Here is a 22,820-nt window from a genome sequence, read left to right on the forward strand (position 1 = left end):
CGTTTATTCCTCCGTCTGTTTATGTGATAACCGTTCAATTGTTTTGGCAAGTAGGGCTGTACGCTCAACAAGTGAATCGATGACCGTATACTCATCGGTCTCACTGTGAGAAAATTCACCGATAGGGCCCATGCCATCAATGGTCGGAATACCTTCCGCTGCTGTAAAGGAGGCGTCTGAGGCACCACCCGTTGATTCCCCGTGAATGTCCAGTCCCACCTGTTTTCCTGTTTCTTTTACTTCCTTTAAAAGCGCTTTGGATTCCTCGGTTTCTTCCATAGGAGGGCGGGCGATGCGTCCATTTACTTCCGTATCCGTCCCATGGACGTCATCCTCTTCCGCAATATGATAAATATCCTTAACGACGTCATCCGCCTGCTCCTTGCTTTTCACACGCACATCAATGACTGCTTTCGCTTCTGGTGAAACCGTATTGGCAGAGGTGCCGCCTTCGATTAAGCCCACATTTACGGAAAGGCCATTTTTATGATCATTCAGCTGCTGCAGCTTAATAATTTTATGGGCAATTTCTTCAATAGCACTGCGGCCGATCTCCGGCTCTACACCTGCATGAGCACTTTTCCCCGACACACTCATCGTAAAGCGCCCGACTCCTTTGCGCGACGTGACAACTCCTTCGTTCGGACGTCCGCATTCAACGACCAGGCTGTATTTTTTCCCTTCAGCGGCTTCTTTAATAATGGACTTGGAAGAAGGAGAACCGATTTCTTCGTCACTGTTAAATAAAATCTGCACGTTGTGAAAAGCGGATGAGCCACTTTCCTTTAAGGCTTTCATCGCATAGAAAACCTGTACATGGCTTGCTTTTTCATCATTTACACCGGGACCATACATTTTATCGCCGATAATTTCAAACGGGCGGTTCTCCGATTCGCCATCGGGAAACACGGTATCCATGTGGGCAATAATTAAGATTTCCGGATGTTTGGCGTGAGCGGATGTGATACTTAAATGGTTGCCGTATTCTTTTTCTCGATGCAGCGACACATTCATTCCAAGCTCTTCAAATTTGCTTTGAAGGATGGCGCCGATTTTGTCCACGCCTTTCTTGTCGTAAGAGTTGCTGTCTGTATTCACCAGCAGCTCCAAAAGCTCGATCATATCGTTTTTTTCTTTTTTTAAATAGGTAATCAAGCGTATTCCCCCTTTTAATCATCCACTTACTGTACCCTTAAAATCGAAATTCATAAACGTGCGAAGAAAACATGGTAAAATAGAAATAGAAATTGGATAAAGTAAAAGGAGTTTTGATTTTGTTTATTTCCGAAACGCAAGTAGAGATCCGCTATGCCGAAACAGATGCGATGCAGGTTGTGTATCACGGCCAGTACGTCGTCTGGTTTGAAATTGGCCGGACAGGCTTAATTAAAGATTTAGGCTTTCATTATGCAGATATGGAAAAAGCGGGGTTTGTGTCGCCCGTGACAGATATTCAGCTGTCGTATAAGCGTCCCTTCCGCTATGGGGAAATAGCGGTCATCCGCACCTGGATTCAAGCACATACCGGCATTCGGACAACGTACGCCTATGAAATTGTGAATGAAGCAGGCGATGTTTGTGTGACTGGGTCCAGCGTTCATACAGTCGTTGACAAGGAAACGTTCCGGCTCGTCAAGTTTAAAAAGGAGTTTCCGGAATGGCATGCGGTGTATGAAAAAGAAAAGCAGGCGCTGTAATGGCGTTTGGACTGAAACGGGAGGATCTGGAAAAGTGGAAGCGTGAAATGGAACAGGGTGAAATCGCGTTTTTAACTCATTATTGGCTGGATGACCGGTTTCCGCAATGCCGTACGGTCACAAAAGCAGGCTGTATCGATTTGGAGAAGCTGGCAGAGTGGGGAGCGCAATACGGATTAAAGCCGGAATGGATTGATTTACGCAATCCATCCCGGCCGCATTTTGATTTACTGGGAGAAAAACAGCTTTTTATTTTAAAAAAAGAGCAGCTCCTTCACCATTTGGATCGATTCCGCCTTGAATAGAATAATTTATTTTATGTAATCATAGTGTGGTTCCTGCAAAGACTCATTGTAGTTTACTTGAAGATCATGTCCATCAAAGTACCAGATATCTTTTTCTTCTACAAAAAACGTAATGCCGTCCTCAACAATGGATACAGCCGGTTCTGCTGGTTCGTCTTTTGCCACACCGAGTGAAAAGCCGTCATGAAGAGGACTTGATCCGCCATAACGGACATAAAAACGGACTGCTTCTCCGCTTTTCACTTGCATTTCTTCTTTAAACCATTTCTTCGCATCTGTCGTCACAGTTATATTCATGTTTAGTCCTCCATTCTTTTTCATAAGTGTAGCATGGAAAATGTACGGACTCAAAGTAAAGGCTTTTTTATGAAAGGGGGGAATTCGAATGGAGCAGACCATTGTAATGAAGGGCGAGACTGTTCAAGAAGCGATACATAAGGCACTGACACTCATGAAAGCAGAACCTGATGAAGTGAGCATTGTCATTGTTGAAAATGGAGGAAGCCGTTTTTGGGGCCTTCGCAAGGTGGAAGCCGTTGTCCAGGTGACGAAAAAAGAACTAGTCCCTCTTCCAGACTCCAACCAATCAAACACCCCGATTAAAACCGATTCTCCTGTTCAGGAAACGGAAGCTTGTATTTGGATCAAAAGCGGTCAGGCAGTCGTTTCGTCTACAGAACAGAACAAACCATGGATTGCGCCTCACCCAAAGGCGTCCATTTACGTGAATGGGGTGCTTTTAACCGGCAAAAAGCAAGTGAAAAAAGAAGACTCGATTGCCATTAAACCGCATGAGACGATTCGGCCCTTTACGTGGAGGCTGACAGAAGCAGAAGATGGAATGTCAGCTTCTCTGTACGTACAGCCAGAGAAAAAAGTGACCATGCAGCTGCTGGATACGTCCCCGCAGCGGCATTTAAAGCTGGAGATAAAGGAAACAGCCACAGTGAATAATTCACTGACCGAACAAGCTGTGAGGGAAGCATTAACCGAAAAAATGATAACAGCCGGCATACGGGAAAGTGACATAAAAAAAGCGGTTCAAACGCTTGAACCGGGTACCTTTACCGTTGCAGAAGGGCAGCGGGCTGTTGAAGGAGTAGATGGCGCGATTGAATTTTTCGTCGAGGTAAATCGATCCTTTCAATCGCAGCTGAAGGAGCAGCCGGATGGAAAAGTGGATTATCGTGAGTCAGGCTTTATTCCTTCAGTTGAAGAAGGCACGGTTATTGCTAAAACGAGCCCGCCTTTACCCGGCACACCCGGGAAAACGATTAAAGGCGAGCCGATTCTTCCAAAGCCTGTGAAAAAAGTAATCGTTCGGATCGGCAAAGGTGTGGAAATGGTAGGCGAAAATGAAATCACTGCGTTAATGGCAGGAAGGCCATATGTAGAAAGGCGTGGCCATACAGTGAAAATTCATTTGCTCAAACAATACGAGCATCACGGGAATGTGGATTTGAAAAGCGGAAATATGTATTTTGACGGTGACCTTGTGGTTCAAGGGTCTGTAGAAGAGCTGATGAAGGTTGAGTGTAAAGGAAGCGCGCTCGTAGGCGGAACTGTTTCGGGAGCAGTGGTTCAAGCTGGGCGCTCCATTCAACTAAAAGGAAATGTTTTTTCCTCGACGATTTCTTCTGGGAAAATGAACATGATGGTCCAAGAGTTTTCACAAAACTTGCTTGAAATAACCGAGTATTTAATGCAGCTTGAAAAGTCACTTGTTTTTTTGCTGAATGAAAAAAAAGTGAAAGAATTGAGTGTTTCGCAGACGTGGGCGGTATTCCGACTCGTTGCCGGAAGAAAAAATGCCCCGATGATGGAGGAAACCAAGCAGTTTATTCAAAAAACAGCACGTTATCACACGCTGCTTGATGAAGAGTGGGAAAAGCTCGCGATGCGCTTGTATAAATTGTTTCTAACCTTGCCGCCTCAAACCAAAAACGTGGTGGATTATTTGAGAGAAACGATCAAAGCCGCGCAGCAGCTGCTCGAAGCCCATCAGGCTGAAGAAGAGGAAGAAGTTATTTTGCAGCTGCCCTACGCGTTAAAAGCGCGTCTTTTTTCCGCTGGAAGCGTAGAAGTAACAGGCTCTGGACTGTATAATTGTTTTGTCAGGTCAGGTCATACGATCACAGCTGCAGATGGCTGTATTAGAGGCGGAGAAATCTATGCGAAGCAGCGGATTCAAGTGAAATCCGTAGGTTCCGAAACAGGCGTTAAGACAGTACTTAAAACGGATGAAACGGGCGTTATTGAAATAGACGAAGCATTTGAAGGAACGGTCATCGCGATTGGGCGTCGCCGCCATTCCTTTTTTCACCGAGAATATAAGGTTAGAGCGCTACTAAATAAAGAGGGACACCTCATTATACGATAACAGGGAGCAGAGGAAGCGATGGAGCAGATGGAAAATGCAGTACAAAATGAAAACTGTATAATCGACCTTTCCGCCGATTGCATGAGTGTTGAGATGAGCTATCAGCCGGGTGGTCGTTCGCTAACAGGCGCAGACGTAGAGCAAATGCTTGAAAACATCAATGTGATATTCGGCATAGATCAAAATGCGATCGAAGAGGGGCTTTGTTCTCAAGAGGACGTAACGATTCAAATTGCAAAAGGCCAGGAGCCGAAGCCCGGAAAAAACGGTTCTCTTACGTTTTTCGTCGACTACACAGCGGGGCTAATTCCGCCAAAAATAGACTGGAGCGGCGCGGCCGATTACAGAGAAATACAAGTGATTCCTGAGATTAAAGAAGGCACACTTATTGCCCGGAAAAACAGCCCCTTGCCGGGAATCGAGGGCCGGACTGTAACAGGAAAGGCCATCGCCGTTGCGCCGGTGAAAGAAGCAGTCGTCCAGTGCGGAACGGGTGTGTATGAAAAAGGGAATCAATACTTCGCTTCGTTTTCAGGACGGCTTTCAGTGGAGAAAAGAGGCCATCAGTACGTATTGGATGTGTCAAAGCGGTTTATTCATCCAGGCAATGTCGATCTTTCGTCCGGGAATGTCCGGTTTCAGGGCGATATTGAAGTGCAGGGCAGTGTCGAAAACACAATGCGGGTCGAAGCGGCGGGTGACATTGATGTTCTCGGTCAGTTAACAGGGGCCATCATTATAGCGGGTCGTTCCGCTTCTGTTGGACAAAATGTGTTTTCCTCGACCATTTCGTCGGGAAAAGTAGTGGAATCCACGAAAGCTTTAACAGACAATCTATCAGGCTGTCTGCCGTCGATTATTGAATTTTCGCAAAAGCTTGATTCGCTGCTGTCAGAATTAAAAAACCGCGGACAGGCGGTTGACGAATACGCAGCAGCCCAGACATTAATGGAGAAAACGTGCCCGGAGCTGCCGGCAGCGATCAAGCGATTTGCTTATGAAACGTCTAAAACAGGCCAGTCTGTTCGAAAAGAATGGTCGGACCTTGCAAATAAACTATACCGCCTTTTTATTATGAAATCATCTTTCGGTATGCAAAAAGAGCTGTTAAAGGAAGCGGTTGACCAGGCGGCGCTCCTTCATTCCTTTTACCAGGCGGAGGAAGAAGACGGTGACTTGTTTGTATCAATTCCATACGCGGTCAACAGCCAGATTGTTTCGAATAAGCATATTTACATAACGGGGCAGGGAATATTTAATTCGACTATTAAAGCAGGAGGTCACGTGGAAGTGTCGGGCTGTGTAAAAGGCGGATCCGTTCAAGCAAAAACGATGATCAAAGTGAAAGAGGCGGGTTCGGAAAGCGGTGTGAAAACCACTTTTTGCATTGATGAAGAAGGCCGGGTGGAATTTTTAAAGGTTTATCCGGAGGTGACGGTGCAATTTGGACAGAAACAATACACCTTTTTTCGCGAAGAAGGACCTGTCTGTTTGTTTGTTAATGAAAACGGCTCCATTCAAAAAGAAGCAGGCTTATCGACATGATAAGCCTGCTTCGCTATTTTTTGGCAGAGCCGATTTTAGGCTCGGTTCCGTTGCGCAGCCTGGTAATGTTTGCACGATGGCGGTAGATGACAAAAAAGGCCAGTGCGGTCACAACAGCAAAAAACGGATAGTCACTTGTATAGATCGTATGAATAACCGCATAAGTAAACGCAACGACTGCGGCTGTGACAGAGGCAAGGGATACATATTTCGTCAGCAAAATCATCGAAACGAAGACCGCTGCCAGCAGGAGAAAAAACCACGGGCTATAGGCTAACAGCACACCGGCAGAGGTTGCGACAGCTTTGCCGCCTCTGAAATTGGCGAACACAGGAAACATATGTCCGATAACGGCAAAAAGTCCGGCTAAAAGCTGATGGACATGGACCTCCGGCAAAAACAGGAGGGGAATCAAAGCGGCGGCGGTTCCTTTTAAAATATCGGCAGCTGTGACAAAAGCGCCTGCTTTTTTGCCAAGCACGCGAAACGAGTTCGTCGCGCCTAAATTGCCGCTGCCATGCTCGCGGATATCGATGCCGAAAAACACCTTTCCTGCAATGAGACCGGACGGGATTGAGCCTAGAAGATAGGCGATGATTAAAATAAATGCTGGAATCAAGTTCTCATACTCCCTTTTTTTAATGTATAATCTTGTGCATGACGTTCTCATTCATTTTACCATGAGGATGAAACCCTTAGGGAAATAATTTCGATTGATTCTTTTAGAAAAGTAACGTACGCTTTAAAGCGGAATTCGTAAACGTATTGGAGTGCAAGGGCTTTTTGTGATATGATAGTTAGGAACATACGTTTTATGTACGGGTGTTGGAAAGAGAGGGGACTAAGTTCATGGCGGGTAGTGTGAAAAAGCCAGAGTACAATGATGACTCCATTCAGGTGCTTGAGGGTCTAGAAGCCGTTCGAAAGCGCCCTGGAATGTATATAGGATCAACGGATGGCCGCGGGCTGCATCATTTAGTGTATGAAATCGTTGACAATTCAGTTGATGAAGCACTAGGCGGCCACGGAAGCGAGATCCGTGTGGTGATCCATGAGGACAATTCAATTAGTGTTCGGGACTTCGGGCGTGGCATGCCGACGGGAATGCACCGGACCGGAAAGCCGACAACGGAAGTGATTTTAACCGTCCTTCATGCTGGCGGGAAATTTGGCCAGGGAGGCTATAAAACAAGCGGCGGCTTGCACGGTGTAGGGGCTTCGGTCGTGAACGCGCTGTCCGAATCGTTAACTGTGACCATTTGGCGCGACGGTTTTCAATATGAGCAGCGCTTTGAAAAAGGCGGTCTGCCGGTGACGACGCTTGAGAAAAAAGGCAAAGCCAAAACAACCGGTACCGAGATTCATTTCAAGCCGGATGAAACGATTTTTTCAACGACTGTTTTTCAATTTGATACGTTAAGCGAAAGGCTTCGGGAATCCGCTTTTTTGCTGAAAGGGCTGAAAATTACGCTTGAAGACAAGCGGAAAGACCGCGAGCAAAAAGAAGAGTACTTTTTTGAAAACGGTATTGAAGAGTTTGTGAAATATTTAAATGAAGAAAAGGACGCTCTTCATCCGGTCGCTTCATTTGAAGGCATTCAAAATGACATTGAAGCTGAGTTTGCGTTTCAGTTTAACGATGGTTTTTCGGAAAACGTCCTGTCCTTTGTAAACAACGTCCGGACGAAAGACGGCGGCACACACGAAGCCGGTGCACGGGCAGCCATGACGCGGACATTCAATGAATATGCCCGGAAAAGCGGCATAATTAAAGAAAAAGATAAGAATTTAGAAGGAACGGATATCCGTGAAGGGTTGACCGCGATCGTTTCAGTTCGTGTGCCGGAGCATTTGCTTCAGTTCGAAGGCCAGACAAAGGGAAAGCTTGGAACAGGCGAGGCTCGTTCCGCTGTCGATCAGGTGATTTCCGAAAAGCTTCTTTATTTTCTGGAAGAGAATCCGGATGTAAGTGCGCTGCTGATCAAAAAAGCGGTGAAAGCAGCCCAGGCACGGGAAGCAGCACGGAGAGCACGGGAGGACGCACGGAACGGCAAAAAACGAAAAAAAGGCGAATCGATTCTTTCAGGCAAGCTGACGCCTGCGCAGTCGCGCAATCCGGAGCGGAATGAATTATACCTGGTGGAGGGTGACTCAGCCGGCGGCTCAGCGAAACAAGGCCGTGACCGGAAGTTTCAGGCAGTGCTGCCGCTTCGGGGGAAGGTCATCAATACGGAAAAAGCGAAGCTTGCGGATATTTTTAAAAACGAAGAAATCAACACGATTATTCATGCAATTGGCGCAGGTGTAGGGCCTGATTTTGCTGTGGATGATGCCAATTACGACAAGGTCATTATCATGACAGACGCGGATACAGATGGCGCTCATATTCAAGTTCTTCTATTGACGTTCTTTTACCGTTACATGAAGCCGCTTATTGACAGTGGCAAAGTATATATCGCGATGCCGCCCCTGTTTAAAGTCTCAAAAGGAACAGGAAAAAAAGAAATAGCGGAGTATGTCTGGACAGAGCGGGAGCTGGATGCATTGTTGAAAAAAATGGGCAAAGGCTCGGTTATTCAGCGCTACAAAGGTCTTGGAGAGATGAATGCAGACCAGTTATGGGAAACGACCATGAACCCGGAAACAAGAACGCTGATTCGTGTTACGATTGACGATGCCGCTCGTGCAGAACGCCGCGTGACGGTGTTAATGGGTGATAAGGTTGAGCCGCGCCGAAAATGGATTGAATCCAATGTGGCGTTTGGTCTTGAAGAAGAAGCGGCGCTTTTAGAGAACGAGCAGTTGGCTGGCAGCAGGGAGGAATAATCAGTGGTAAAAGAACATATTCAGGATTTGCCGCTTGAGGACGTCATTGGCGACCGATTCGGCCGATACAGTAAATACATTATTCAAGAGCGAGCGCTTCCGGACGCACGAGATGGACTCAAGCCGGTTCAGCGCCGCATTTTATTTTCTATGCATACAGAAGGAAACACACATCAAAAACCGTTTCGTAAAGCGGCGAAAACGGTCGGGAATGTTATCGGTAACTATCATCCGCACGGGGATTCCTCTGTGTATGATGCGATGGTACGTTTAAGCCAGGATTGGAAAATGCGGACGCCGCTTATTGAAATGCACGGCAACAATGGCTCAGTGGACGGTGATCCGCCTGCCGCTATGCGTTACACAGAAACAAGGCTGTCTGCGATTGCGGGAGAGCTGTTAACCGATATTGAAAAAAGAACCGTCGATTTTATTCCAAACTTTGATGAAACAACAAATGAGCCTGTTGTCCTGCCAGCAAGGTTTCCAAACTTGCTCGTGAATGGGTCAACAGGTATTTCAGCTGGTTATGCGACGGAAATTCCGCCTCACCGTCTTGATGAAGTGATTGACGCCGTGATTATGAGAATGGAAAAGCCGGAGTGCACGGTCGAGGAATTAATGACAGTGCTGCCCGGTCCTGATTTTCCAACAGGCGGCATCATTCAAGGGGTAGACGGAATTGAAAAAGCCTATAAAACCGGCAAAGGGAAAATTGTGATCCGCGGCCAGGCGGATATTGAAGACGTGCGTGGAGGCCGCCAGCGCATCGTCATTACAGAAATTCCATACGAAATTAATAAAGCATCTCTTGTGAAAAAAATGGACGAGCTACGGATCGACCGCAAGCTCGATGGCATTGCAGAAGTACGGGATGAAACGGACCGCACAGGGCTGCGGATCGTTATTGACTTGAAAAAGGATGCCGATGCTGCTCTTCTATTGAATTACTTGTATAAAGCGACTGATTTGCAGGTAGCCTATAACTTTAACATGGTCGCCATTTATAATAAGCGTCCTGTTCTTATGGGGCTTCACCGCTTGCTTGATGCGTATATTGAGCATCGAAAGGAAGTCGTGACAAACCGGTCTGTTTATGACCTGGAGCGGGCAAAAGCGCGCCATCATATTGTTGCGGGTCTGATGAAAGCCTTGTCGATTCTCGATGAAGTTATTGCCTGCATTCGCGCCTCGAAAGACAAGCAAGATGCGAAAAACCGGCTTATTGAGCAGTTTCAATTTACAGAGGCGCAGGCGGAAGCGATTGTCACTTTGCAGCTTTACCGCCTGACGAACACAGATATTACAGCGCTTGAAAAAGAATCAGCGGAGCTTGAAAAGCTGATTGGGCAGCTGCAGGCTATTTTGGACAGTGCTAAAAAGCTCGAATCTGTGATTAAGCGTGAGCTGAAGGACATGAAGAAAACATACGCCACCGAACGCCGGACAGTCATTGAAGCAGAAATACAGGAAATAAAAATCGACCAAAAGGCGATGATTCCGAGCGAGGATGTTATCGTTTCGGTTACGCGTGAAGGTTACATTAAACGGACAGGGCTCAGATCGTATTCAGCTTCCGGCGGCCTGCCTGCCATGAAGGAATCGGACGGCTTGCTGTTCAAGCAGGAAATGAATACAACCGATGTTCTGCTTGTGTTCACAAACAAAGGAAGCTACTTGTACTTGCCTGTACATGAGCTGCCGGACATCCGCTGGAAGGATGCCGGACAGCATGCTTCCGGTGTGGTCAACGGCTTCAAGGAAGAGTCCATCGTCGCTGCTTTTTCAGTTCGGGACTTTGCCGCGCCTCAGTTCGTTCTGTTGGCCACAAAAAGCGGGATGATCAAGCGGACAGAGCTTGCGCAATTCAACGTGCAGCGATATTCAAGGCCATTAATGGCCATGAATGTAAAAGGGGACGACGAAGTGATATCCGCCGCTGTAACAGAAGGGAACAGCACAATCCTGATGGTGACTCACTTCGGCTACGGCCTTCGTTTTCCAGAGGAGGAGGTCCCCGTTGTCGGACCGCGTGCCGCCGGGGTGAAGGGAAACAGCTTAAAAGACGGCGACCATACAGTGGCGGTTATTGCTTCCTCTCAAGGGGAAAAAGCGCAGTTTATCGCTGTAACGAGCCGTGGTTCCGCCAAGCGCGGTTCATTCGACCAGTTTGAAGAAACGACGCGTGCAAAGCGTGGGGTTGTCATGCTGCGTGAATTAAAAGCGAATCCGCATCGAATAGCAGGTGCTGCTCTAGCAGCGGACGACCGTGACTATTACATTCGAATGAAAAAAGGCGCAGATCTTAAGCTGGACATTACGATGTTGAAAAAAGTGGACCGGTATTCCAACGGCTCATTCGTAGTAGATGAAAAAGAGCAGGGAGCGGTTCAAGGGCTACTCCTCACTGAAAAAGCGAGTGAATAAGAAAAAAAGCTTCGCGTTCTATATGACGCGGAGCTTTTTTTATGATAAATTGGGTTTTGTGCTGTTTTCTGACAGGGTAAGAGCCTTGTAAGCGGCAACATTCAAAATAGAAAAAGGAGAGTGAACAAATGGCTGCATTAGACGGATTCATTTCAATGCTGAATAACTGGATGTATTCCTACATTATGATTGCGATGCTCATTGTTTTAGGCTTATTTTTTACATTTAGGACCGGTTTCGTTCAGTTTAAAATGATCCCGGAAATGTTTCGGGTCATTTTCGAAAAATCAACTATTTCTGCTGATGGCAAAAAGGGGATCTCCTCTTTTCAGGCTTTTACCATTAGTGCGGCATCAAGAATTGGAACAGGGAACCTTGCAGGTGTTGCGACCGCAATCGCACTTGGCGGTCCGGGAGCTGTTTTTTGGATGTGGATTATTGCACTCATCGGGGCGGGCTCGTCTTTTGTCGAAAGTACACTTGCGCAAGTGTATAAAGTAAAGGACGGGGACGTATTCCGTGGCGGACCCGCTTATTACATGGAAAAAGGATTGAACAAGCGGTGGATGGGCATTGTGTTTGCCGTTGCCATTACGCTTTCATTCGGCTTAGTGTTTAACGCGGTGCAGTCGAATACGATTGCCATCGCCATGAATGAAGGCTTTGGTGTTTCTCGTTACGTAACAGCGGTTGTATTGGCGATCTTAACGGGCTTTATCGTATTTGGTGGATTAAAGAGAATCGTACACGTCACTCAAATTCTCGTTCCGGTTATGGCGGTTGTATATGTTCTTCTTGCGGTTGTCGTGCTCGCGATGAACATAACGGAAATTCCAGCCATGTTTATGCTGATCGTGAATTCAGCTTTTGGCTTGCAGGAAGCAGCAGGCGGGGCGCTTGGAGCGGCGTTAATGAACGGAATTAAACGCGGCCTGTTCTCGAATGAAGCCGGAATGGGGTCGGCGCCGAATGCAGCTGCTACAGCAGCCGTCAGCCATCCTGTAAAGCAGGGGCTTATTCAAACACTCGGTGTGTTTATTGATACGATTGTCATTTGTTCAGCCACAGCGTTTATTATCCTGCTGAGCGGTGAGTACCTGCGTGCAGATGCACAATCGATTAACCTGACGCAGTCGGCGCTATCTGTTCATATCGGGGATTGGGCGGTTATTTTCCTCGCTGTTGCTATTTTTATGTTTGCGTTCAGCTCGGTCGTAGGAAACTACTATTATGGGGAAACAAACATTGAATTCATTAAAGAATCCAAGCCGGCTTTGCTTGTTTATCGCCTGGCGGTGATGGGCATGGTCTTCTTCGGATCAATCGCGAAAATCAGCCTCGTCTGGAACATGGCCGATTTGTTTATGGCGATCATGGCCTTCATCAACCTGATTGCCATTGCGATGCTGTCGAAAATCGCTGTGAAAGTATTGGCTGATTATAGTCAGCAGCGAAAAGAAGGCAAAGAGCCCGTGTTTTATTCCGATTCGATTGATGGAATCGGAGAAGTAGAATGCTGGGAACGAAATCGAGAAGAGTAAAAGAGACCAGGACCTAACAATGAGGGCAGCCGTTGAATCTGAACAATCAAGTTGCTCGTTCATCTTTACATTTCTCAGAAGAGCCCAACGATTGTATACAATCGTTGGGCTCTGTCTACTATATAAACCGTTTTTGTCACCAGTTCTTCGTATTTTTAAGTAAGAATTCATCAATATCTAGTCCATATTCTATTCGTATGAAGATATTTATAACAAAAACACAATGTGCAAAATTCAAATTACTTTAATTTATTCAAAGAATTCATTATAATGGAAAAAAGGAGGCGAAAGCATGCAGTGGGTGGTCGGGTTGTTGTATTTGTTTATTTGCGCCGTTCCCTTGTTTTTCATTACGCTGTTCATTCGTTTGTTTAAATCTGAGCAAAACTGGCACCGCCGTATGAAAGGACGCAACAAATCGTAATCCAATCCAAAAATGGATGTTTTCGGCTGTTTAATTAGTGATATAGTGAAAGTAACGAATGAAAAGAGGTGAAAGCATGTTAAAGGAATTTAAAGAGTTTGCGATGCGCGGCAATGTCATTGATTTAGCTGTCGGGGTCATTCTAGGCGCCGCATTTGGCAAGATTGTTTCTTCATTAGTGGCGGATATCATTACGCCATTGATCGGGTTGCTGGTTGGCGGCGTTGATTTCAGCGGCTTATCGTTTACATTCGGAGAAGCCAAGCTCATGTACGGAAACTTTATTCAAACGGTGATTGATTTCGTTATTATCGCTTTTTCTATTTTCTTATTTATTAAGCTGTTCAACAAAGTGTATAACCGTGAGAAAAAGGTCGAAGAAGCACCGCCATCCTTAACGAAGGAAGAAGAGCTGCTGACAGAAATCCGTGACTTGTTGAAATCGAACAAATTGTAAAAACGAAAGACCGGCCATTGAGCCGGCTTTTTTTACTTCTTATATTTCGCCTAACGAAACATTTTTCGTGCGTTTCGTTTTTGTTTATGTTAGTATTGACTCTGTAGTCAAAATGAGAACTGTTTGGTTGGTGTATTGAAATGAATGAAAAGAAACGAACAATATTGCTGGCGGCGATGAAGCTGTTTTCCAAGACGAGCTTTCATCAAACATCGATGCAGCAAATTGCGGAAGTGTGCGGCATTTCAAAAGGCTCTCTTTACACACACTTTAAATCAAAGGAAGAGCTGCTGGCCGACATCTTCACGTACTATTATCAAATGCTGCACGACCAGATTGCGGCTGCAACAGAGGGCGCAAACAATCCAAAAGATGATTTTATTCAAGAAGTCGCCATTCGCACGCGTCATTATTGCGCATTTCAAGAGTTTTTTATGATGCAGCTAAAGGAAATTAGAGGGCTTGAAGATCCTTCTCTAAACACGTTCGTTCGGCAGGAAAATCAGTATTTAATGCAGCGGACGGAAAAAGGCATTATCGCCATTTACGGTGATCAGATCGCCCCGTATGCGGCCGACTTAACCGCGTCATTAAAAGGGTTTATGATTTCTTATTTGAGGGAGATTACAGAAAAAGAAGCCCGTCAGGATTTCGATCAGCTGGCCCGTTATTTGTTCAGCCAGATGGATGCGGCGGCGAACTGGATGCTGGCTTCCAGGCCTGCTCCCTTTTTTCAGTCTTACTTATCGGAAGAAAACGCTCAACAGCAGGACCGGGCCGTTCATCCGCTGCATCTCATCAAAAAAGTAAAAGAAGCCGCTGCTGAAGAACAGGCGTCTGATATGATTTTGGATTCCATTGTGATTTTAGAAAAAGAATTGCTGGAGGTAAAACCGAGACAAGCGGTTTTGCACGGAATGATGGCCAATTTAGCGACACAATCGGCGCTTCAGCCGCTGATAGAGGAATTAAAGCAGGCTGTAATGAAAATGCCTGAAACGCTCCACTTATAAATTGAAAGAAGGATTTACATGACAAGAAAAAACATACAACAGTTTCCGCTTCTTATCTTAATGCTTAATATGTTTATCGTAATGACTGGCATCGGATTGGTGATTCCGATTATGCCAACTATTATTCATGACTTTGGCGCCGGTGGAAAAACATTCGGCTTTTTGATCGCAACATTTGCATTTGCTCAATTTTTATTTTCACCGCTGGCAGGGGATTTATCAGACCGGTACGGCCGGAAAAAGTCGATTGTCTTCGGCTTAATTTTGTTTTCGTCAGCCCAGTTTTTATTCGCGTTTTCAAATCACCTGGCGCTTTTATACGTGTCACGGCTGATTGGCGGCATTGGCGGCGCTTTTTTAATCCCGTCGATTATGGCATTTGTGGCAGATATTACGACAGTTGAAACACGGGCAAAGGGAATGGGTCGACTCGGTGCAGCGATGTCATTCGGCTTTGTCGTCGGACCGGGAGCAGGCGGTTTTCTGGCCGCATTCGGGCTGCGTGCTCCTTTTATCATTGCCGGAACCGTTGCGGCATTGGCGGCGCTGCTGTCGATCTTCTTCCTGAAGGAGCCAGTGAAGGAAGCGGTACAGTCTGCAACGAAACAGCGCGAGTCCTTGCTGAAGCAGCTGACGCTGTCTATTAAAAAGCCTTACTTTATTTTGCTCGTGATGATGTTTACGCTGTCGTTCGGTTTATCCAATTATCAGTCGACGATCAGCTTGTTTACCGATGAGAAATTCGGCTTCAGCCCATCAGATATATCCATTTTGATGGTGACGGGAGGACTAGTTGGTGTTATTGTGCAGGCGTTTGTGCTAAACCGGGTGCTTGAGCGGTTTGGTGAAGTGCGCATTATGAATACGATGCTCGTTGTGGCAGCCATTTCGATGGTCGGCATTTTGTTTGCGACCGGCTTCGTTTCGGTTCTCGCTATTTCAGCGGTCTTTTTCACAGCCGCTTCCTTGCTTCGTCCGTCCATTAACACAACCATTTCGAAAATGGCTGGCAATGAACAAGGCTTTGCGGCCGGGATGAACAATGCGTATATGAGCATTGGGAACATGATTGGCCCGGCGCTTGCTGGAACACTGTTTGATATTAACATGGGGCTTCCTTACGTGTTCGGTGCGGTGATTATCGGCGTGACGCTTTTCATTTGCATCCGCTGGGCACGCGGCAAAAGACATCAAGTAGCAAGCTCTGTCCATTAAAAAAAAGCGCCGGGGCGCTTTTTTTTATGCTTTCAGAGCAAAATCAACGATATCGTCTGGAACGGCTGCTTTTGTCGTTTCACCAGAGATAAGCGATTCATGGTCATATCCCCACGACGCCCAGACAGCACGCAAGCCTGTTTTGTTGCACGCATCAATGTCGCGCTGCTCGTCCCCAACATAAAACACATCGGATGGACCGTAATTGTATTGCTTCAGCAGCTTTTTAATCATTTTATCCTTGCTGAAAATGTACTTGGACGATAGAATGTCGTGAACATAATCGACACCGTTTGACTTCAGGCAATGCTCGATAATATCTGAAGCGTTTGAAGAGATAATAGCTACCTGAATGCCACGGCTGTTTAATTCGTCCAGCATTTGTTTAATGCCGGGGAAAAGCGGAAGGTCGGCTTTGGATTCACGCACAAAACGGTAAAGCTTCGGAGCAGCAAACGGAATGCTGCGCATGGGGAAGTTTAAATGGCGGCATCGTTCCGGGATGCTCATTTTCTTCAAGTCTTCGAGGTCCTCGAGGGCAACCTGGTTATAGCCTTCCTTTTCAGCAAGAAGATTGTAGGCCTTGATAAATATTTGAATGGAATCTGAAATGGTGCCGTCAAAATCAAATATGACACATTTAGTCATATACATCACTCCTTCAATCGGGACAGCATTGTCCGCATATACTATTAGTTTATCACCCCGAAGCCCGCTCAAACATGGAAAATACTTAATTTCAACATAAACTTAACATTCTGCTATAATGAATAATGGAAAATTTAAAGCGAAGGAATGGATTTTATGATCGTAAAAACAGATGAAGAGTTAACCGCGTTAAAAAAAATAGGCAAAATTGTTGCTGTCATTCGGGATGAAATGCGTGCCTTTACGAAGCCGGGCGTGACAACGAAAGAAATCGATGAGCTGGGCGGCCGGCTATTCGAAGAGCACGGAGCGGTATCGGGACCAAAAGGGGAATATGACTTTCCTGGCTATACATGCATTAGTGTAAATGACGAGGTTGCACATGGAATTCCAGGCAGCCGTGTGATTCAAGAAGGAGATCTTGTCAATATCGACGTTTCCGGCTCATGCGGAGGGTACTTTGCCGATACGGGCATTTCGTTTGTTGTAGGAGAAGGGGAGCCGGTTCTATCCAAGCTGTGTGAAGCAGCGGAGCAGGCATTTGAGCGCGGTCTCTTAAAAATAAAAGCAGGAACAAAGCAAAACCAGATTGGCAAAGCGGTTGCCAATGAAGCGCGCCGCCACGGCTTTTCCGTGATCAAAAATTTAACCGGCCATGGCGTGGGCAAGTCGCTTCATGAAGCGCCGGATCATATTTTAAACTATTTTGATCCGTGGGATAACGCCTTGTTGAAGGACGGAATGGTCATTGCCTTTGAACCGTTTGTGTCTGAAAAAGCGGATATGATCAAGGAATCAGGCGACGGGTGGACATTTAAAACACCGGATGGCAGCCGTGTTGCCCAGATTGAGCATACGATTGTTGTCACAAGAGACGAGCCGATTATTTTAACAAAGTAAGCTGTTCGATTCATTATGGATTCGGAAAACGTTCGCCGTATGGCGGGCGTTTTTTCAAATCGGAACTATTACTGTTTACAAATCGGAATGATTACTATATTATAATAGACACAATCAATTTTGGGGGACGAAAACGTGAAAAAATGGACAATCGCATTGGCAAGTCTGTCACTGGCACTTGCGGCATGCGGCAATGAAGAAGCAGAAACGGCAAATGAAACAACAGGATCAGGTGATGAAACGGTAACGGTTTACACAACCATTTATCCACTTCAATATTTTGCCGAGCAAATTGGCGGAGAAACGGTGGAAGTGGAAAGCATGCTGCCTGCTGGTGCGGATGAGCATACGTATGAGCCGACTTCACAGACGATGCTTGATCTGGCCGGAGCCGACTTGTTTTTGTATAACGGTTTAGGACTTGAGCCGTTTGCGGAAAAAGTGACCGAGACGCTTTCAGCAGAAGATGTCAAATCGGTGAATATCGGCGAACAGGTATCAATTGAAGATGCCCACAACCATGAGGAAGAACATGGAGAAAGTGAGCATGCCGAAGAAGAAGAGCGCGCTGAAGAAGAAGTGCATACGGAAGACGAGCATTCTGAAGAAGCACATGCCGAAGAAGAAGAAGGCGGACATGATCACGGAGGAGTAGATCCGCACATTTGGATTGATCCGCTGCTGGCCGCACAAATGGCAGAAGCAGTGAAAGAAGAGCTAACAGCACTTAATCCAGAAGAGGAAGCTCTTTACAATGAGAATTTCGAGCGTCTTCAAACAGAGCTAGAAGCGCTGGATGAAGAATTTCACACGATGGCAGAACAAGCTGCCCAAAAAGAGATTCTCGTTTCTCATGCGGCATACGGCTACTGGGAATCATCCTATGGAATTGAGCAGCTAAGCGTGGCCGGATTGTCGCCAACGGATGAGCCGTCTCAAAAGGAATTAAAGGAATTGGCTGATACAGCAACGGAGCATGGTATTCGATACGTTTTGTTTGAACAGAACGTTACACCGAAAATTGCAGAAGTCGTTCAAAAGGAAATTGGCGCTGAGGCCCTCCGCCTGCATAACCTGGCCACGTTAACGGAAGAGGATATAGAAGCGGATGCCGATTATATGTCGATCATGCGTGAAAACATTCAAACACTTCAAACAGCAATGAACGAATAAGAAAAGCCGCTTCCAGCATTACTGCTTTGGAAGCGGCTTTTTGCGTATGGCATCGAACGAAACGGTTTGCACAAAGTCAATCACCTGAGAAGCGATCCATTGGCAGATGATGGCATATAAAATGGTTTTCACATCTACAACAAGCCCTGTTGCAATTAAAATGGCGGTATTAATGTAGAAAAGCGAACGCCCCGGCGGCCAATTGCGCCACTTCGACAAAATAAGCGCGGCGATATCCATTCCGCCTGAAGACGCACCATATTTAAACAAAAGGCCAAGACCGATGCCGAACAGCGCTGCTCCGACTGGAAGGTCTGTCCAGATCGTACCAGGAGGCTCCTCGAAGTAGGGAGTGAGCCAGTGAATCACTGCTGCAGCGATTGAGACACAATACAGCGTTCCGACGGCTGTTCTAAAGCCGAGCCAGCGAACCGCCAGCACAATCATGATGGCGTTCACGCCCCAGATAGATGCCGCGTAAGGCGTATGAAACAAGTGGTTCATCATAATGCTGATGCCGGCCGCACCACCGGATGAAATCGCATGCGGGAATAAAAAAATTGACATCGCCGCTGCCTGAATGCCGGCACCGGCCGTCCAAAACAATCCTTTCACGAACGTCACCTCTGTCTGCCATCATATCGTATTTCACGTGGAAATTAAAGGGGACATTTTTGACGGTCTACAGAGGGGCTGTTAAACTGAAGGAAAGAGAGTGGAGCTGATACGAATGAACGTGAAGGATATGATGGATGCACAAAAGGCCTTTTTTGATTCCGGAAAAACACGAAACGTTGAATGGCGTATGGAGCAGCTAGCAAAATTAAAGCAAGCCATAAAAGGCGCTGAGGATCAAATCATTGAAGCGCTGTATAAGGATTTAAGAAAAAGCAAATTTGAAGCGTATACAACCGAGATCGGCTTTATTTATGAAAGCATCCGGTTTATGACACGGCATTTGCCTGATTGGGCGGCGGCTGAAAAAGTGCCGACGCCGATTCACCAGCAGCCGGCCCAAAGCTTTATTGTTCCGGAGCCATACGGAAGCGTTCTTATTATCGGTCCGTTTAACTACCCATTTCAGCTTGTGATCGAACCGCTTATCGGCGCCATCGCAGCGGGCAATACGGCTGTTGTCAAGCCGTCCGAAAGTACTCCCCAAACGTCTTCTTTAGTAAAAAAGCTGATTGAACAAACCTTTGACCCTGCTTTTATCGGTGTCCAGGAAGGCGGAAAAGAAGTAGTCAGTGACTTGCTCGCCGCACCATTTAATTACATTTTCTTCACAGGAAGCGCTCCGACAGCAAAAGTGGTCATGGGAGAAGCGGCCAAGCAGTTAATTCCAGTGACACTTGAACTCGGTGGAAAAAGTCCTGCGTTTGTCGACTATGCCGCAGACGTTAAACAAGCCGCCCGGCGAATTGCCTGGGGTAAATTAACAAATGCTGGACAAACGTGCATTGCGCCTGATTACGTGCTCGTTCATCAAAATGTGAAAGAGTTGTTTATAAAGGAGTTAACTTTGGCTGCGTTTGATTTTTACGGGAGCGAGCCGCAAAAAAGCCCTGACTTTGGGCGGATCGTGAATGAGCGCCAGTTTGACCGTCTACAGGATATGCTAGACCGGACAAAAGGATCTATATTGTATGGAGGCAAAACGGATCGGTCTGATTTGTTTGTCGCTCCGACGATCGTAGAGGCAGAATGGGATGACGCCTTAATGGAAGAAGAAATCTTCGGGCCTATTTTGCCTGTTTTAACGTATAATGAACTGGATGAGGCGATTAAAAAAGTGAAAAAGCAGCCAACACCGCTTGCTTTATACGTCTTTACAAAAGAGCTGTCCGTTGAAGAAAAAGTGATTTCGTCCATTCCGTTTGGAGGAGCGAGCATTAACGACACACTCGTTCATGTTTCCAGTCCCCACCTTCCCTTTGGCGGGGTCGGCACATCCGGAATGAACGCCTATCACGGAAAAGCAAGCTTCGATTTGTTTTCTCATAAAAAAAGCATTATGCGAAAACAGGCGTCGCTTCCTGCTGATTTTTTGTATCCTCCTTATAAAGAGCGAGTCGATATTGTCCGTAAAGTATTAAAATAGGCAGGGATATTGCCTGATGAAGTGGAATGTATAGAAAAAGAAGAACGGGAGGGAACCAGTGTGCCAATCAGTCTTGACCGGTTGAAAATACCAGATGAATTTGTGTTAACACAGGAAGATGTAATGGAGGAGGTCGAGCGATACTTTATCCAAAACGGCTGGTCGGTCCAGCTGGAAGCAGCAGCCGGAGGCCACGACCTTGTCGCTGAAAAAGAAGTGTGGACGGCGTATATAAAGTGCAAAGGCTCCCGCGGAAAAAGGCAGCAGGAAGGCATGGTATATGATAATACACAACTGCGCGGCAATGCAGGAGACCAGATTGAAAAGCTGATTCGTGTACAAGGCGAAGCGGAAAATCCAAGCTTTTTTATTATGGCGAATCCCGGTCTTGACCGGATGAAATGGGTCGTTTCAAAGCTTGAAACGGGACTGGATAAACTGGATATTATCCGCATGTGGATCTACCCGGATCACACGATTAAATGGGATATTCCAGCGCATCTCGTCCACCTGGCAAGGACGCTTCAAATGGAGAAAAATTGAAAGATTGCGGTTGCACCGCAAAAAAAAAGATGATATAGTAAAAGCAGTTGTTCGCTCGTTTCAATCGGAATCACACGACGTGCTTCATCTTGAAATAGCAGCAAACAGCAAGAAATGATTTGCGCATTAGCGCGAGGAGGACATAACATGCTAGAAGGTAAAGTAAAATGGTTTAATGCAGAAAAAGGCTTCGGTTTCATCGAAGTTGAAGGACAGGACGATGTATTCGTTCATTTCTCAGCTATTCAAGGTGAAGGCTACAAATCACTTGAAGAAGGCCAAAGCGTAACATTTGAAGTGGTTGAAGGACCACGTGGCCCACAAGCTGCTAACGTTGAAAAACACTAATTCTGATTAAAACCATAACAGGTGGAGCTGACGCTTCACCTGTTTTCATTTGCTTCTTTTTTGAAAACCCATACTTTGCAACCGCTGTCAATAGAAAAAACTCATCTTGTCACAAAAATGTTTTATTTTACACCGAAAATCGGGTGTTTTTTTCTTTAAAACGAGTAAAATAAGTGAAGGTTGAATGAAGAACGATCAGGAGGATGAGAATGTTTTATATTGCAGCTGCATTGATTGCCGTTGTTGTCGGTTTGTTCGTAGGGGTTCGTGTATTATCCAGCTATAAAGTAGAAGAAGGCGTGCTCGTTGTGAAAGCGGGTGACTCTGAAACCGCCATCCCGATGAATGACATTGTAGAAGTATTCGAGATGGATCAAAAAAAGGAAGATGCATCTTTTTTTCAAAAATATATTATCAGACCGTACGTGAAAAAAGAGCGGGTTGCGGTTTACACACGTTCAAACGTATCGTATTTCTTTATTTTGCGAAACCCGGGCCGGCTGGTTAAGTCTGTCAAGGCGCAAAATCCAAGTGTGTTTATAAAAGCGAAAGTTATTTAACGGTAAAAAAGTGCATCTGCCCAGGATGCACTTTTTTTGTATTGGTTAAACAGTTTGAACAAAGCGGATTTCTTGTAAGCCGGGCATGGTGTGTTTGAGTTCCTGGACGACTTCTTGCCGAACGATTTCATCGACTTCACAAATCGTCATCGCGGAACCGCCTTTTTTCTTCCGTTCAAGAGCCAGGCGCGCAATGTTGTACCCGTTTTGGTTGAGGATGCGGGAGACCGCTGCTAAAAAGCCTTTTTCGTCGGTGTGAGAAAAAATAAGCGTTGGTTTCTCTCCTGTAAAGGTGACAGGAAAATCATCGAGCTCCTGTACCTCTGCTTTGCCCCCTCCGAGGGAACTGGCTAAAAGCTTGACAGAGCGAGTGGCTCCCTCTGCCAGAATGAGTACCGTATTCGGGTGATGGGTGCCGGCGCTGCCTTTTGTGAAGGTGTAGGCAACGCCTTGATCCATCGCTGCTTTATCCGCGTTGGGAACGTCAGAACTGTCTGTTGTCATGCCCAGTATGCCGGCAAGCAGCGCCAGGTCTGTTCCGTGCCCCTGATACGTCTCCGCAAACGAGCCTATCAGCTGAAATGTCACTTGTATCGGCTGTTCACCTAAAAGCTGACGCGCCATCGAGCCAATGCGAACGGCACCGGCTGTGTGAGAGCTTGAAGGGCCTACCATAATCGGACCAATAATTTCAAAAGCACTCGTGTACTTCATCGC

The 22,820-nt window shown here is 46.2% G+C and carries 23 protein-coding genes; 17 read left to right on the forward strand and 6 right to left on the reverse strand.

The annotated features are described in order from the left end of the window. Positions 1 to 3 precede the first annotated feature (3 nt). Positions 4 to 1,155, reverse strand: coding sequence for a M20 family metallopeptidase (locus tag BW952_RS00440; RefSeq protein ID WP_082084625.1), 1,152 nt, complete (start codon positions 1,153 to 1,155; stop codon positions 4 to 6). Between the two features lie 119 nt (positions 1,156 to 1,274). Here BW952_RS00440 and BW952_RS00445 point away from each other — a divergent pair, with 119 nt between their 5' ends. Then, complete coding sequence (locus tag BW952_RS00445) at positions 1,275 to 1,697, forward strand: acyl-CoA thioesterase (RefSeq protein WP_045851132.1); 423 nt, start codon at positions 1,275 to 1,277, stop codon at positions 1,695 to 1,697. Continuing rightward, the gene (locus BW952_RS00450) at positions 1,697 to 2,002 is read left to right on the forward strand and encodes a hypothetical protein (RefSeq protein WP_045851131.1); all 306 of its coding nucleotides are present in this window, start codon (positions 1,697 to 1,699) and stop codon (positions 2,000 to 2,002) included. Before BW952_RS00445 ends, BW952_RS00450 begins: the two co-directional genes overlap by 1 nt. A gap of 6 nt (positions 2,003 to 2,008) precedes the next feature. On the opposite strand, the gene BW952_RS00455 is transcribed toward BW952_RS00450, so the two are convergent. Then, entirely contained in the window at positions 2,009 to 2,299 is a 291-nt protein-coding gene (locus BW952_RS00455; protein ID WP_045851130.1) for a HesB/YadR/YfhF family protein, read from the reverse strand. An 88-nt stretch (positions 2,300 to 2,387) separates the two neighbouring features. On the opposite strand from BW952_RS00455, the gene BW952_RS00460 reads away from it, so the two are divergent. Both BW952_RS00460 and BW952_RS00465 read left to right on the forward strand, forming a co-directional pair. After that, positions 2,388 to 4,382 carry a flagellar assembly protein A gene (locus BW952_RS00460; protein WP_045851129.1) on the forward strand — a complete coding sequence of 665 codons (1,995 nt, stop codon included), beginning with the start codon at positions 2,388 to 2,390 and terminating at the stop codon, positions 4,380 to 4,382. An 18-nt stretch (positions 4,383 to 4,400) separates the two neighbouring features. Then, positions 4,401 to 5,927, forward strand: coding sequence for a flagellar assembly protein A (locus BW952_RS00465; protein ID WP_052698464.1), 1,527 nt, complete (start codon positions 4,401 to 4,403; stop codon positions 5,925 to 5,927). A 13-nt stretch (positions 5,928 to 5,940) separates the two neighbouring features. Here BW952_RS00465 and plsY read toward each other — a convergent pair whose 3' ends face one another. Further along, positions 5,941 to 6,543: a glycerol-3-phosphate 1-O-acyltransferase PlsY gene (plsY, locus tag BW952_RS00470; protein WP_076496184.1), complete on the reverse strand. Its 603-nt coding sequence runs from the start codon at positions 6,541 to 6,543 to the stop codon at positions 5,941 to 5,943. 233 nt (positions 6,544 to 6,776) lie between these two features. On the opposite strand from plsY, the gene parE reads away from it, so the two are divergent. From parE to BW952_RS00500, 7 genes are all read left to right on the forward strand, one after another. Continuing rightward, entirely contained in the window at positions 6,777 to 8,753 is a 1,977-nt protein-coding gene (parE, locus tag BW952_RS00475) for a DNA topoisomerase IV subunit B (protein WP_045851127.1), read from the forward strand. A 3-nt stretch (positions 8,754 to 8,756) separates the two neighbouring features. Further along, on the forward strand, positions 8,757 to 11,180 hold the full coding sequence (gene parC / locus BW952_RS00480) for a DNA topoisomerase IV subunit A (RefSeq protein ID WP_045851126.1): 2,424 nt from the start codon (positions 8,757 to 8,759) through the stop codon (positions 11,178 to 11,180). Between the two features lie 128 nt (positions 11,181 to 11,308). Beyond that, positions 11,309 to 12,721: an alanine/glycine:cation symporter family protein gene (locus tag BW952_RS00485; protein ID WP_045851125.1), complete on the forward strand. Its 1,413-nt coding sequence runs from the start codon at positions 11,309 to 11,311 to the stop codon at positions 12,719 to 12,721. Between the two features lie 292 nt (positions 12,722 to 13,013). Continuing rightward, a complete protein-coding gene (locus tag BW952_RS19740; protein WP_269430735.1) occupies positions 13,014 to 13,145 on the forward strand; it encodes a hypothetical protein in 132 nt (43 codons plus the stop codon). Positions 13,146 to 13,221: 76 nt separating this feature from the next. Then, on the forward strand, positions 13,222 to 13,602 hold the full coding sequence (gene mscL / locus BW952_RS00490) for a large conductance mechanosensitive channel protein MscL (RefSeq protein WP_045851124.1): 381 nt from the start codon (positions 13,222 to 13,224) through the stop codon (positions 13,600 to 13,602). A gap of 140 nt (positions 13,603 to 13,742) precedes the next feature. Next, positions 13,743 to 14,615 carry a TetR/AcrR family transcriptional regulator gene (locus BW952_RS00495; RefSeq protein WP_045851123.1) on the forward strand — a complete coding sequence of 291 codons (873 nt, stop codon included), beginning with the start codon at positions 13,743 to 13,745 and terminating at the stop codon, positions 14,613 to 14,615. A gap of 18 nt (positions 14,616 to 14,633) precedes the next feature. Then, the gene (locus BW952_RS00500) at positions 14,634 to 15,830 is read left to right on the forward strand and encodes an MFS transporter (protein ID WP_045851122.1); all 1,197 of its coding nucleotides are present in this window, start codon (positions 14,634 to 14,636) and stop codon (positions 15,828 to 15,830) included. 24 nt (positions 15,831 to 15,854) lie between these two features. On the opposite strand, the gene BW952_RS00505 is transcribed toward BW952_RS00500, so the two are convergent. Then, positions 15,855 to 16,478: an HAD hydrolase-like protein gene (locus BW952_RS00505; protein ID WP_045851121.1), complete on the reverse strand. Its 624-nt coding sequence runs from the start codon at positions 16,476 to 16,478 to the stop codon at positions 15,855 to 15,857. 156 nt (positions 16,479 to 16,634) lie between these two features. On the opposite strand from BW952_RS00505, the gene map reads away from it, so the two are divergent. Both map and BW952_RS00515 read left to right on the forward strand, forming a co-directional pair. Then, on the forward strand, positions 16,635 to 17,378 hold the full coding sequence (map, locus tag BW952_RS00510) for a type I methionyl aminopeptidase (RefSeq protein ID WP_045851120.1): 744 nt from the start codon (positions 16,635 to 16,637) through the stop codon (positions 17,376 to 17,378). A gap of 135 nt (positions 17,379 to 17,513) precedes the next feature. Continuing rightward, positions 17,514 to 18,551, forward strand: a complete 1,038-nt coding sequence (locus BW952_RS00515) for a metal ABC transporter solute-binding protein, Zn/Mn family (protein WP_045851119.1) — start codon at positions 17,514 to 17,516, stop codon at positions 18,549 to 18,551. An 18-nt stretch (positions 18,552 to 18,569) separates the two neighbouring features. On the opposite strand, the gene BW952_RS00520 is transcribed toward BW952_RS00515, so the two are convergent. Continuing rightward, a complete protein-coding gene (locus BW952_RS00520) occupies positions 18,570 to 19,166 on the reverse strand; it encodes a YitT family protein (RefSeq protein ID WP_231581399.1) in 597 nt (198 codons plus the stop codon). Between the two features lie 115 nt (positions 19,167 to 19,281). Between BW952_RS00520 and BW952_RS00525 the strand changes: the two genes are divergently transcribed. From BW952_RS00525 to BW952_RS00540, 4 genes are all read left to right on the forward strand, one after another. Beyond that, positions 19,282 to 20,652, forward strand: coding sequence for an aldehyde dehydrogenase (locus BW952_RS00525; RefSeq protein ID WP_045851118.1), 1,371 nt, complete (start codon positions 19,282 to 19,284; stop codon positions 20,650 to 20,652). A gap of 60 nt (positions 20,653 to 20,712) precedes the next feature. Further along, positions 20,713 to 21,195: a hypothetical protein gene (locus BW952_RS00530; RefSeq protein ID WP_045851117.1), complete on the forward strand. Its 483-nt coding sequence runs from the start codon at positions 20,713 to 20,715 to the stop codon at positions 21,193 to 21,195. Positions 21,196 to 21,342: 147 nt separating this feature from the next. After that, on the forward strand, positions 21,343 to 21,543 hold the full coding sequence (cspD, locus tag BW952_RS00535) for a cold-shock protein CspD (protein ID WP_045851116.1): 201 nt from the start codon (positions 21,343 to 21,345) through the stop codon (positions 21,541 to 21,543). Between the two features lie 209 nt (positions 21,544 to 21,752). After that, complete coding sequence (locus BW952_RS00540) at positions 21,753 to 22,103, forward strand: hypothetical protein (RefSeq protein WP_045851115.1); 351 nt, start codon at positions 21,753 to 21,755, stop codon at positions 22,101 to 22,103. A 45-nt stretch (positions 22,104 to 22,148) separates the two neighbouring features. Here the strand turns inward: BW952_RS00540 and sdaAB are convergent, their stop codons facing one another. After that, positions 22,149 to 22,817, reverse strand: a complete 669-nt coding sequence (gene sdaAB, locus BW952_RS19270) for an L-serine ammonia-lyase, iron-sulfur-dependent subunit beta (protein WP_045851114.1) — start codon at positions 22,815 to 22,817, stop codon at positions 22,149 to 22,151. Between the last annotated feature and the right edge of the window lie 3 nt (positions 22,818 to 22,820).

Source organism: Domibacillus enclensis (genome assembly GCF_900156125.1).
Classification (GTDB): Bacteria; Bacillota; Bacilli; order Bacillales; family Domibacillaceae; genus Domibacillus; species Domibacillus enclensis.